This window comes from Streptomyces sp. NPDC051211 (assembly GCF_040689505.1).
Taxonomy (GTDB): Bacteria; Actinomycetota; Actinomycetes; order Streptomycetales; family Streptomycetaceae; genus Streptomyces.
Map to the genome: position 1 here is coordinate 75567 of NZ_JBFBAV010000009.1, position 11731 is coordinate 87297.

Here is an 11731-nt window from a genome sequence, read left to right on the forward strand (position 1 = left end):
CCCGATCTTGCCGCACCGCTGCGGGGTGTGCAACGGTCTCAACGCGCCGTGAACACAAGGGGAGTGAGGGAACCGTGGCTGACCGCGACCTTTTCCGTATCGGGCCGCTGAAGACGCCGTACTACGTCTACGAGGGGGACGGCACGCGCCCCATCGCGGAGGAGAACCTGCGCGTCTACTACGAGCCCGACGCGTTCGTGCACGTGCCCGCCGATGTGCTGCGCTGGCGGCAGGAGATCGAGGACGAGCAGGAGACGCGAGCCGTGTCGGGGCTCCCGCAACGCTGGAACCACCCCAACTTCGCCCTGGAGACGATCGCCGTCACCCGCAGCGACCAGCACGAGGACCCGATCGTGGAACTCCGGTTCTCCCCGGCCGACTACTTCACCTTTCTGGCCTCGCAGCAGCTGGATCGCAAGCTGGAGGAGGGCGAGGGGGTGGGCCTGACCCTGCGGGAGCACTATCTGGACGGCAAGGACCCGGTCACCGTGAACGGCTTCCTGTCCAGCAGCTTCGGGGCGAACGTCATCGTGGTCACCGAGCCGGACAACAAGATCCTGGTGTCCCGGCGCAGTCGCACCGTCGGCATGAACCCCGACCGCTGGAACTCCTCGGCCAACGAGGGGATGTCGGGGGTCCACGACCTCAAGGACGGAGTGCCCGACCTGTTCGGGGCGGCCCGGCGCGCGCTCCGGGAGGAACTGGCCATCCGCGACGAGGAGCACCGGCTGGAGCTGCTGTCGTTCGGCATGGACACCCAGTCCCACCAGTGGGCCGGCTGTTTCCGCGCGGTCCTGCCGGACCTGGGCGAGGAGGAACTGCGGGACCGGTGGAGCCGGGGCATCGACGACAAGTGGGAGCACAGCCGGTACGAGTTCGTCACCGCCGAGCCGGACGCCCTGCTCGACTTCATGCTGGACGAGGCCAACATCGGCAAATGGGCCTCCGGTTCCCCGTCGTTCTTCTACCACGCCCTGGTCCGGACGATGGTGGAGCGGACCGGCTCGGCGGCGGAGGGCCGGGCCGCGGTGGAGTCGGCGATCCTCCCGGCGGTCCGCCGCGCCGGGGCGAAGGCCGCCGGGGCCCGTTAGATTCCCCCCCCCCGGGCGGGCGGTCCCGACCCCCCGGATCAGGCGACCCAGTGGGGGCGGTCCACCGATGGGGGGAGGGGGACGCCGTCGTGGAAGGCGGCGGCCAGGCGGCGGATGCCCTCGTCGAGGCGGTCCGGCGGGAGGGTGTACGGGATGCGGAGGCGGTGTTCGAAGGTGCCCGGGTCCACGCCGAAGCGGGCGCCGCGCCCGATGTGGACCCCGGCCGCCTCGGCCCGTTCGGCCAGCGCGGAGCTGACCGGTTCGCCGAGGTCGACCCAGAGCGAGAGCCCGCCGGGCGGCAGCTGCCAGGACCATTCGGGGGTGTGCCGCTGGAGCGCCTCGACCAGAGCGGCCCGCTGGGAGCGGAGCTGGGCGAGGCGGGCGGGCATGCCCGCGTCCAGTCCGGCCAGCAGCGGCATCGCCACGAGCTGGTCCAGGACCGAGCCGGTCATGTCCGCGGCGACCCGTACCGCCGTCACCTCGGCGATCAGCTTCGCGGTGGCGCGGATCCAGCCGACGCGGAGCCCGCCCCAGTGGGTCTTGCTCAGCGAGCCGATGGTGATCACGTGGTCGGCGCCGCCGCGCGGGGCGAGGGAGGCGAGCGGCGGGGGCGGCGGCACGTCCAGGGCGATGTCGGCGATGGTCTCGTCGACCACCAGCCAGCTCCCGGTGCGCCGCGTCGCGGCGAGCAGCCGCAGCCGCTGCTCCTCCGGCATCAGCGCGCCGGTGGGGTTCTGGAAGTCGGGGATGGCGTACACCAGCCTCGGTCCGGTCTGCAGCAGCGTGGACTCGGCCACCTCCATGTCCCAGCCCGCGTCCGACACCGCGATGGAGGCGGTGCGCAGCCGGGCGTGCCGGATCGCGTCCAGCGCGTTGGCGTAGGTGGGGTTCTCGGTGACCACCCGGTCGCCCGCCCGGCACAGCAGGCTCAGGACCAGCGCGAGGGCCTGCTGGGCGCCGGCGGTGACCAGGATCTGCTCGGGCCGGGTCGGCAGGCCGCGCCGGGTGAACCGGTCGGCGACGGCGGCCCGCAGGTCGGGGAGGCCGAAGGGGTGGTAGCCGGGGCTGCGGGCGGCTTCCGGCAGCCGGGGCGCCGCCCAGGCGAGGGCCTCGGTGAGGCTGCCGTCGGGGGCGCCCATGGCGGCGATGGCCAGGTCGACGCCCTCCTCGGTGTCGCCGCCGGGGCCGAGCAGGGCGTGCGCGCCGACCGGCCGGTGTCCCTCGGGGAGTTCGGTCCAGGTGCCGGAGCCGCGCCGGCTGCGGACGTAGCCGCTCTCGCGCAGCAGGTCGTACGCGCCGGTGACGGTGGCCCGGCTCGCGCCGACCGCTTCGGCGAGCTCGCGCTCGGCGGGCAGCCGGACGTGGAGGGCGATCCGGCCGTCGAGGATCAGGGTGCGGACGGCGTCGGCGAGGGTGCGGTAGCCGGGGCGGGCGAGGATTTCGTCGGGGAGCAGCGCGGCCAGCTGCCGGCTGCCGATGGTTCTGTCCGCCGTCTGGACCACTCGCCCGTTTGCCATGCCAACCTCCCCTGATTGGCTCTGCCTGCCAGGCCAATCGAGGTCCAGACTCGCGTTATTGGCCCTCGATTGGCAAGGAGTTGCCGAGATGATCACCGATCGCGAAGAACGTGCCCTGCAGTTCGCCGCCGAGAACCGGATCGCCGCGCCGGTGCGGCTCGGGGCCGCGCTGGCCGCCGTACGCACACGGTTCGGCCGGGTGCGGCGAGAATCGGTGTCATGTCAGCCACCACAGCCCCGGCCGGCCCCCCGGTCGGTACCCCAGTGATCGCAGGTCTGCTGCTGGCCGCCGGCGGCGGCCGCCGGCTGGGCGGCCGCCCCAAGGCCCTGCTGCCCTACCGCGGCCGTCCGCTCGTCGAGAACGCCGTACGGGTGCTGCGGGAGGCGGGCTGCGGGCCGCTGCACGTGGTGCTCGGGGCCTCCGCCGCCGAGGTGCGCGAGCGCGCCGACCTGGCCGGCTGTGTGGTGCTGGACAACCCGGACTGGGCGGAGGGCATGGGCTCCTCGCTCCGGGTCGGCCTGGCCTCGCTGGCCGGTACGGGGGCCTCCGCGGCCCTGGTGTCGCTGGTGGACCAGCCGGGCATCGGGCCGGCGGCGGTGGCCCGGGTGCGCGCCGCGTACCGCTCCCCCGCGAGCCTGGTCGCGGCGGCGTACGACGGGGAGCGCGGGCATCCGGTGCTGTTCGGCGCGGACCGGTGGCCGGACATCGTGGCGACGGCGACCGGCGACCGCGGCGCGCGCGTCCATCTGAGTGCACATGAGGCGGAGCTCATATTGGTGGAGTGCGCGGATGTGGCGGAGCCCTTCGACATCGACGTGCCGGCGGACCTCGCACGGCTCGACCGGGCCTGAGCTGCGGTTCGGACCCGCCCGCGGGCCGGGGCCGGGTTGTGCACGGCGTGACCGGGGTGGCACTGAGCGCCATCCTGGACGCAAAATCTGTCGACTCAGAGAATCTCGACATCAACAAACCATTGAACTTCCACCATGAGGAAATTACTATCCACTGGTCAGAAGCGCCCTGAACCCCAGACGGCGCCCGCGACCGTACTTCGGAACTCTCCACACTCGACGGCACTGCGTGCCGTCCGCGCGCGAGCATTCCCCGCGGCCGCCAGGCACCGCCGCTGAAGGAGTGACAGATATGTCCGCACCAGCGCCGTCATCGCTGGCCATCGTCGACGCCGAGCCCCTGCCCCGGCAGGACGAAGTCCTCACCGAAGCGGCCCTCGCCTTCGTGGCCGAGCTGCACCGGCGGTTCACCCCCCGCCGGGACGAGCTCCTCGCCCGCCGCGCCGAACGGCGCGCCGAGATCGCCCGCACCTCCCACCTCGACTTCCTCCCGGACACCGCACAGGTCCGCGAGGGAGACTGGAAGGTCGCGCCGGCCCCGGCCGCGCTCAACGACCGCCGCGTGGAGATCACCGGTCCGACGGACCGCAAGATGACCGTCAACGCCCTCAACTCGGGCGCCAGGGTCTGGCTGGCCGACTTCGAGGACGCCTCGGCTCCCACCTGGGAGAACGTGGTCCTCGGCCAGCTCAACCTGATCGACGCCTACGAGCGCAGGATCGACTTCACCGACCCGCGCTCCGGCAAGACGTACGCCCTGAAGCCGGCGGAGCAGCTCGCCACCGTCGTCATGCGGCCCCGCGGCTGGCACCTGGAAGAGCGGCACCTGCAGATCGACGGCCGCTCCGTGCCGGGCGCACTGGTCGACTTCGGCCTGTACTTCTTCCACAACGCGCAGCGCCTGATCGACCTCGGCAAGGGCCCGTACTTCTACCTCCCGAAGACGGAGTCGCACCTGGAGGCGCGCCTCTGGAACGAGATCTTCGTCTTCGCCCAGGACTACGTCGGCATCCCGCAGGGCACGGTCCGCGCGACCGTCCTGATCGAGACCATCACGGCCGCGTACGAGATGGAGGAGATCCTCTTCGAGCTGAAGGACCACGCGGCCGGCCTGAACGCGGGCCGCTGGGACTACCTGTTCTCCATCGTCAAGAACTTCCGTGACGGCGGGGAGAAGTTCGTCCTGCCGGACCGCAACGCGGTGACGATGACGGCCCCGTTCATGCGGGCGTACACCGAACTCCTGGTCCGCACCTGCCACAAGCGCGGCGCGCACGCCATCGGCGGCATGGCGGCCTTCATCCCGTCCCGCAAGGACCCCGAGGTCAACAAGATCGCCTTCGAGAAGGTCAAGGCCGACAAGGACCGCGAGGCGGGCGACGGCTTCGACGGCTCCTGGGTCGCCCACCCGGACCTGGTCCCGATCGCGATGGCCTCCTTCGACGCGGTCCTCGGCGACAAGCCGAACCAGAAGGACCGCCTCCGCGAGGACGTGTCCGTCGCCCCCGGCGACCTGATCGCGATCGACTCGCTGGACGCCAAGCCGACGTACGAGGGCCTGCGCAACGCGGTCCAGGTCGGCACCCGCTACATCGAGGCCTGGCTGCGCGGTCTGGGCGCCGTCGCCATCTTCAACCTGATGGAGGACGCCGCCACCGCGGAGATCTCCCGCTCCCAGATCTGGCAGTGGATCAACGCGGGCGTGGTCTTCGAGAACGGCGAGCGGGCCACGGCCGAGCTGGCCCGCAAGGTCGCCGCCGAGGAACTGGCCGCCATCCGCGCCGAGATCGGCGAGGAGGCCTTCGCGGCCGGCAAGTGGCAGCAGGCCCACGACCTCCTGCTCCAGGTCTCCCTGGACGCCGACTACGCGGACTTCCTGACCCTCCCCGCGTACGACCAGCTGGTCGCCAAGTAACCCCCGCTTCGACTGAATCGCACAGCAGCCGAAACAGCGGGCCGCGCCCCCGGTGTCACCCGACACCGGGGGCGTCGGCTTTTCCAACGCCGAACGACCGGTCGGTCGTTACTCCATCGTAATCTGCGGCTACCTAGCGGTAACAAGTGGGCGCGTGCCACATTCCTGCCAACCCCCCGGCCGGAGGTACCCCCACTTACCCAGCCACGCCACGGAGTTGTTTCCGTCTTTCGGCGTGGCCGACCGCAGGAGTTCCGCAGTGATCGGATTCCGCAAGGCCAGCAAGGTACGGACCTCCGGCAGCCGGGTGCGACGGCTCGCCGGGGCCGGGGTGGTGCTCCCGCTCGCTCTCGGTGCGCTGTTCGCCGGCGGCGCCGGGACCTCGGTGGCCAGCCCGGGGCAGGGGCCCACCGCCGTGGTCGCCCTGGGCGACAGCTACATATCCGGCGAGGCCGGCCGCTGGAAGGGCAACAGCCTGACCAACACCGGGAGTCGCAACGGCACGGACCGCGCCTGGGTGAGCGGATCCGCATACGATCCGGCGAAGGTGTACGGCGCCACCGCCGCGAACGGCTGCCACCGCTCGGACTCGTCCGAGGTGGTCAGCGCCGGCCCGATCGCCGACGTGGCCGTCAACCTGGCCTGCTCGGGCGCGGTGACGGACAACATGTTCCGCGCCGCCAACGGAGGCGTCGCCTACAAGGGCGAAGCCCCGCAGGCCGATCAGCTCGCGGCGGTCGCCGCGAGCCACGACGTCAAGATGATCACCCTCTCCATCGGCGGGAACGACCTCGGCTTCGCCCAGATCATCGAGGACTGCGCCTACGACTTCGTCCTCTGGGGCTCGTACTGCTACGACGACCAGCAGTACGGCGTCGACCAGAAGATCGACGGGGTGATGGCGAAGGTCGGCAAGTCGGTGGACGAGATCCGCGCGGTGATGCGGGCCGCCGGGTACGCGGACTCCTCGTACCGGATCGTGCTGCAGTCCTACCCGTCGCCGATCCCGCGGGGCGTGGAGAACCGCCACCCGCAGAGCGACTGGAGCCGCTACAACACCGGCGGCTGCCCCTTCTGGAACCGGGACTCGGACTGGGCCCGCGACTCGCTGGTGCCGCAGATCGCGAACCGGCTGAAGGGCGTGGCCGCGACCAAGGGCGTCCAGTTCATGGACCTGCGGGACATGCTCCAGGGCCGCGAGGTGTGCGCCAAGGCGAGCAAGCTGGTGAGCTCGACGGTTCCGGCGTCGGCGAAGACCAGCGAGTGGGCGCGCTGGATCGACAACAACGAGACGCAGGGCCTGGTGCAGGAGTCCATGCACCCGAACCACTACGGCCAGCTGGCCGCCGGCCGCTGCCTGTCGCTGGTCGCGGCCCAGCCGGCGACCGCGGCCGGCTTCTCCTGCCGCAACACGGCCGGCCAGGACCACACCGGGATGTACCTGACCGCCACCCCGTAGAAATCCGGGTGATCCACGGCCTGCGGGCTGCCATCCTCACGGCATGGCAGCCCGCAGGATCAAACCCAGTCTGTACATCTCCGTCGACATCGAAGCCGACGGCCCCATCCCCGGCCCGTACTCGATGATCAGCTTCGGCGCGGCGGTGGCCGGCCGCCAGGACGCCGAGGGCTACACCGCCGCGGACCCCGAGCGCGACACCTTCTACCGTGAACTCCGGCCGATCAGCGAGGAGTTCGTACCCGAAGCCCTCGCCGTCAGCGGCCTGGACCGGGACCGGCTCCGGACGGAGGGCGCGGACCCGGCGGCGGCGATGCGGGAGTTCGGCGCCTGGGTCCGCGAGGTCTCAACGGGCGCCCAGCCGGTGATGTGCGGCTACCCGGCCGCCTATGACTGGACGTTCCTGTACTGGTACCTGATCCGCTTCACCGGGGAGAGCCCCTTCGGCCACTCGGGCTGCCTGGACATGAAGACCCTCTTCGCCACCAAGGCCGCCCTCCCGCTCCGGGCGGTCGCCAAGGGCACGATGCCCCGCCACCTCCTCTCCTCGCGCCGGCACACCCACCACGCGCTGGACGACGCGATCGAACAGGCGGACCTGATGAGCAACCTGATGCTCTGGTCCCCTCCGGAGCCGCCCGCAGGCGGTTAGCCGAAGCGGACCGGCAGGTGCTTGATGCCGTTGATGAAGTCCGAGCGGACCCGGCGGGGGGTGCCGGTGAGTTCGAGGTGGGGGTGGTGGCGGAGGAGTTCGCGGAGCAGGGACTTGATCTGGGTGCGGGCCAGGCCCGCGCCGAGGCAGAAGTGCGGGCCGCCGCCGCCGAAGGCGAGGTGGTCGTTCGGGGTGCGGCGGATGTCGAGGGTGAAGGGGTCCGGGAAGACGTCCTCGTCGCGGTTGGCCGAGGTGTAGTACGTGACCACCTTCTGCCCGGCCCGGATCGGGACGCCCCGCAGGGTGGTGTCCCGGGTGGCGGTCCGGCGGAAGTTGTGGATCGAGCCGCTCCAGCGCAGGAACTCCTCGGTGGCCGTGGCCCACAGGGCGTCCTCGTCCGGGCGGGCGGCCAGGTCGGCGTGGACGGCCGGGTGTTCGGCGAGCGCGAGGACGGTCGCGGACAGCAGGTTGCGGGTGGTCTCGTTGCCGGCGACGCAGAGCAGCACGAAGAACATGTCGATCTCGTCGGGGGTGAGCCGGTCCCCGTCGACCTCCGCGTGCACCAGGGTGGTGAGGATGTCCTCCCGCGGCCGGGCCCGCCGTTCGGCGGCCAGTGCGTCGCAGTACGCGTAGATCTCGGCGGCGGCGAGGTCGCTGTCGGCCCGGCCGGCCGAGAGGTCCGGGTCCTGGGTGCCGGCCATCCGGTTGCTCCACTCGAAGATCAGGCGCTCGTCGGCGGGCGGGACGCCGACCATCTCGCAGATCGTCTGGATGGGGAGCCGGGCAGCGACCTCCTCGACGAAGTCGAAGGAGCGGCCGGCCTCGATCGTGCGGACCAGGTCCGCGGCCCGGGCGGCGATCCGGTCCGCCAGCCGCCGCACGTTCCGCGGGGTGAACCCGGCGCTGACCAGGGAGCGGTAGCGGGAGTGCCGCGGCGCGTCCATGCCGAGCAGGACCAAGCGCAGCGCCTGCAGGGACTCGGGGGCCTGGTCGCGGATGAAGAAGGAGCCGAGCTCGGTGGAGAACACCTCGGGGTCGCGGCTCACGGTCTTGATGTCGGCGTGCCGGGTGACGGCGAAGAAGCCGTCGTGGCCGCCGGGTACGTCGTGCCAGTGCACGGGGTCCTCGCGGCGCAGCCGGGTGAACTGGTCGTGCGGGACCTCGCGGGCCCAGGTGTCTTCGAGCAGGTCGATCTCGCCGGTGGGGATCACGGTCCGGCTCCCTTCAGGAGCGTGCCAGGAGTGCGCTGAGGGCGTCGACGACGAGGGCGTCGGGGACGGCGTCCGGTTCGAGGCGGTGCTGCATGGCGAGGCCGAGGAGGACACCGAGGACGAGGGTGCCGGTCTCTTCCGGGCTCCGGGCCAGCGGGGTGCCGGTGGCCTCGGCCCAGTCGGCCAGGCCCTCGCCGAGCTGGGCGCGGACCTCGGCGTACCGCTGGGCGAGCCGGCTTCCGATCAGGGGGCTGCGGGCCCCGTGCAGCCACAGCTCGGTCTCCAGCAGCAGCCAGGCCTCGCCCCGCTCGGGGTGCGGCCGGGTGAGGCTGCCCCACATGGCGCCGAAGTGCACGGCGGGGTCGGCAGGGTCCGCACCGGCGGCGATCTCGGCGGCCAGTTCCTCGGCGGTGCGGTCCTTCCACACCTCCAGCAGGGCCAGCAGCAGGCCCTCCTTGCCGCCGAAGTGACTGTAGAGCGCGCCGGTGGTCCGCCCCGCCGCTTCGGCGACGGTCTCGGCGGACACGGCGTGGAACCCCTTGCGGGCGAAGAGTTCGGCCGCCGCGTCGATGAGCCGGGACCGGGTCTCGGACTTGCGCTGGGCCTGGGGTGTGCGGGGCGGCATGGCACCTCCGGGAGCGTGCGCCAGGGCACGCGTGAGCACTTATATCGGCCTTCCGATATAAGCTGGCGCCGCGGTCCGGCTCCCGTCAACCCCCGTGCACGGCCGCAGAGTTGGCCCGGCGTACCGGATCGGTCCGGTAGCGGACCTCGATGCCGGCAGCAGCGTCGCCCACGGGTTGAACGCGGCGATCGAGGACCCATCCCGATCGCTCGTAGAATGTGCGGGCGCGCACATTGCGTTCGAGCACCCACAGGGAGGCGTCGCCGGCGCCGCTCTCCGACCAGTGATCGAGGGTCGCCGACATCAGGGCGTGCCCCGCGCCGGAACCCCAGAACTCCGGGTTCACGTAGAGGGCGTAGAGCTCGACGGCAGAACTTCCCTTGAGGTCGTCGTCGCGCGAGGGACCGAAGGACGAGAAGCCCACGACCGTTCCACTCGGTTCGGCAACGACGAGTCGCGCACCCGTGTCACCCGAGGTGGATATCCGGTCCAGCCAGAATCGTGCGGCCCTGTCGACGTCCAGCGCTTCCAGCGTTTCCGCAGGCAGGATGTGCGCGTACGCCGCACGCCAGGTCACGACCTGGATCTCGGCCACGGCAAGGGCATCGCGGGGCTCCGCCCGACGGATACGGAGGGGCGGACCGGCCATGTCTGCAGTTCCGTTCTCCGGCGACGGATGGGGCTCCGAGCCGCTCGACCTCGGAGACCTCGATCGCGAAGATCGTACAGCGGCACCGGTACGGATACGGCGGCGCGCACGCCACACCCGCAGTGGGTGACGTGCGCGCCGCCGTACGGTCTGCGTCCTCGGGGGCTAGTGCGCCGGGACGGGTTCCGGTGCCGGGGTGGCCGCGTCCTTGCGGCTGCCGAGGTGGTTGAAGGCCAGGTTGAGCAGGATGGCCACCACGCAGCCGGTGCTGATGCCGGAGTCGAGGACGACGAGCAGGTCCTCGGGGAAGGCGTGGTAGAACCCGGGCGCCGCGATCGGGATCAGGCCGATGCCCACGGAGGCGGCGACGATCAGGGCGTTCTCGCCCTTCTCCATGGCGGCTCCGGCCAGGGTCTGGATGCCGCTGGCGGCGACCGAGCCGAACAGCACGATGCCGGCTCCGCCGAGCACCGGCAGCGGGACGAGCGCGATGACGGAGGCCGCGACCGGGCACAGGCCGAGCAGGATCAGGATGCCGCCGCCGGCCGCGACCACGAACCGGCTGCGCACCTTGGTCATCGCGACCAGGCCGATGTTCTGGGCGAACGCGCTGCACATGAAGCCGTTGAAGACCGGGCTGAGTGCGCTGCCCAGGGCGTCTGCGCGCAGGCCGCCCTCGATGGTCTTCTCGTCCGCCGGCCGGTCGACGATCTTGCCGAGGGCCAGGATGTCGGCGGTGGACTCGGTCATGCAGACGAGCATGACGATGCACATGGAGATGACGGCGGCGACCTGGAACTGCGGGGCGCCGAAGTGGAGCGGAGTGGGGAAGCCGACCAGGTCCGCGTTCTTCAGGGCCTCGAAGTCGGTCATGTTCAGCGGGATCGCGATGAGCGTGCCCGCGATCAGGCCGAGCAGGATGGCGATCTGCTGCAGGAAGCCGCGCAGGAACTTCCGCATCAGCAGCACGATGACCAGGGTGAGGGCCGCCATCCCGATGTTCTTCATCGAGCCGTAGTCGGCGGCGGTGGAGTTGCCGCCCTGGGACCAGTTGAAGGCCACCGGGAGCAGTGACACGCCGATCAGGGTGATCACGGTGCCGGTGACCACGGGCGGGAAGAAGCGAACCAGTTTGCCGAAGTAGGGGGCGGCGAAGAAGCCGAGGAGTCCGGCGACGATGATCGCGCCGAAGATGACGGGGATGGCGTTGTCCCCCTCCCCCTTGCCGATGGCGATCATGGGGGTCACGCCGGCGAACGAAACGCCGTTGACGAAGGGGAGCCGGGCGCCGACCTTCCAGAATCCGAGGGTCTGGAGGAGGGTGGCGAGGCCGGCGGTGAACAGGGACGCGCCCATCAGGAAGGCGGTCTCCTTGGCGGAGAGTCCGACGGCCGGGCCGACGATCATGGGCGGGGCGACGACACCCGCGTACATGGCGGCCACGTGCTGGAGGCCGCTGGTGAACATCTTCAGCGGAGGCAGGGTCTCGTCGACCGGGTGCGCCTCCTGCGGTATTGCGACTGCATCTTTGCGAAACCTGGGCATTGCGACCACGGCTTCCTCCGGTCGGGTAACACGTCGGCAGGGACGTGGGTGTCATGGAGGTGGTGCGAAAGCTGTGCGAGTCGTACCTGTATGGAGTTGTGGGCGAGTCATCGGACGGAGGAGGGCATGGCGGTGCCGTCGCGCTGCCGTGGCGGTGGCGCGTCACCGGTGCGGGCCGGGGTAGCACGAGCCACCGAACCCCGGCGGGGGGGGGT

General features: G+C 71.3%; 10 protein-coding genes. 5 read left to right on the top strand and 5 right to left on the bottom strand.

All coding sequences use genetic code 11. The annotated features are described in order from the left end of the window. Positions 1–74 precede the first annotated feature (74 nt). Positions 75–1091 carry a translation initiation factor 2 gene (locus tag AB0447_RS12010; protein ID WP_366476468.1) on the top strand — a complete coding sequence of 339 codons (1017 nt, stop codon included), beginning with the start codon at positions 75–77 and terminating at the stop codon, positions 1089–1091. Between the two features lie 38 nt (positions 1092–1129). On the opposite strand, the gene AB0447_RS12015 is transcribed toward AB0447_RS12010, so the two are convergent. After that, positions 1130–2608, bottom strand: coding sequence for a PLP-dependent aminotransferase family protein (locus AB0447_RS12015; RefSeq protein WP_366476469.1), 1479 nt, complete (start codon positions 2606–2608; stop codon positions 1130–1132). 219 nt (positions 2609–2827) lie between these two features. On the opposite strand from AB0447_RS12015, the gene AB0447_RS12020 reads away from it, so the two are divergent. The 4 genes from AB0447_RS12020 (at position 2828) to AB0447_RS12035 (ending at position 7486) form a co-directional block, all read left to right on the top strand. Beyond that, positions 2828–3460, top strand: a complete 633-nt coding sequence (locus AB0447_RS12020; protein WP_366476470.1) for a nucleotidyltransferase family protein — start codon at positions 2828–2830, stop codon at positions 3458–3460. Between the two features lie 292 nt (positions 3461–3752). Then, positions 3753–5375, top strand: a complete 1623-nt coding sequence (aceB, locus tag AB0447_RS12025; RefSeq protein WP_366476471.1) for a malate synthase A — start codon at positions 3753–3755, stop codon at positions 5373–5375. Between the two features lie 259 nt (positions 5376–5634). Beyond that, positions 5635–6834, top strand: a complete 1200-nt coding sequence (locus AB0447_RS12030) for a GDSL-type esterase/lipase family protein (RefSeq protein WP_366476472.1) — start codon at positions 5635–5637, stop codon at positions 6832–6834. 43 nt (positions 6835–6877) lie between these two features. Further along, positions 6878–7486 carry an exonuclease gene (locus AB0447_RS12035; protein ID WP_366476473.1) on the top strand — a complete coding sequence of 203 codons (609 nt, stop codon included), beginning with the start codon at positions 6878–6880 and terminating at the stop codon, positions 7484–7486. Here AB0447_RS12035 and AB0447_RS12040 read toward each other — a convergent pair. From AB0447_RS12040 to AB0447_RS12055, 4 genes are all read right to left on the bottom strand, one after another. Continuing rightward, entirely contained in the window at positions 7483–8697 is a 1215-nt protein-coding gene (locus AB0447_RS12040) for a cytochrome P450 (protein ID WP_366476474.1), read from the bottom strand. The genes AB0447_RS12035 and AB0447_RS12040 overlap by 4 nt on opposite strands. A gap of 13 nt (positions 8698–8710) precedes the next feature. After that, a complete protein-coding gene (locus tag AB0447_RS12045; RefSeq protein ID WP_366476475.1) occupies positions 8711–9322 on the bottom strand; it encodes a helix-turn-helix domain-containing protein in 612 nt (203 codons plus the stop codon). A gap of 85 nt (positions 9323–9407) precedes the next feature. Next, positions 9408–9971, bottom strand: coding sequence for a GNAT family N-acetyltransferase (locus AB0447_RS12050; RefSeq protein ID WP_366476476.1), 564 nt, complete (start codon positions 9969–9971; stop codon positions 9408–9410). Positions 9972–10136: 165 nt separating this feature from the next. Next, positions 10137–11516 carry a nucleobase:cation symporter-2 family protein gene (locus AB0447_RS12055; RefSeq protein WP_366476477.1) on the bottom strand — a complete coding sequence of 460 codons (1380 nt, stop codon included), beginning with the start codon at positions 11514–11516 and terminating at the stop codon, positions 10137–10139. Between the last annotated feature and the right edge of the window lie 215 nt (positions 11517–11731).

Coding starts and splice junctions, on each gene's coding strand:
- AB0447_RS12015 (WP_366476469.1), bottom strand. CDS start 2,608: ATGGCAAACGGGCGAGTGGTCCAGACGGCGGACAGAACCATCGGCAGC.
- AB0447_RS12020 (WP_366476470.1), top strand. CDS start 2,828: ATGTCAGCCACCACAGCCCCGGCCGGCCCCCCGGTCGGTACCCCAGTG.
- aceB (WP_366476471.1), top strand. CDS start 3,753: ATGTCCGCACCAGCGCCGTCATCGCTGGCCATCGTCGACGCCGAGCCC.
- AB0447_RS12035 (WP_366476473.1), top strand. CDS start 6,878: ATGGCAGCCCGCAGGATCAAACCCAGTCTGTACATCTCCGTCGACATC.
- AB0447_RS12045 (WP_366476475.1), bottom strand. CDS start 9,322: ATGCCGCCCCGCACACCCCAGGCCCAGCGCAAGTCCGAGACCCGGTCC.
- AB0447_RS12050 (WP_366476476.1), bottom strand. CDS start 9,971: ATGGCCGGTCCGCCCCTCCGTATCCGTCGGGCGGAGCCCCGCGATGCC.
- AB0447_RS12055 (WP_366476477.1), bottom strand. CDS start 11,516: ATGCCCAGGTTTCGCAAAGATGCAGTCGCAATACCGCAGGAGGCGCAC.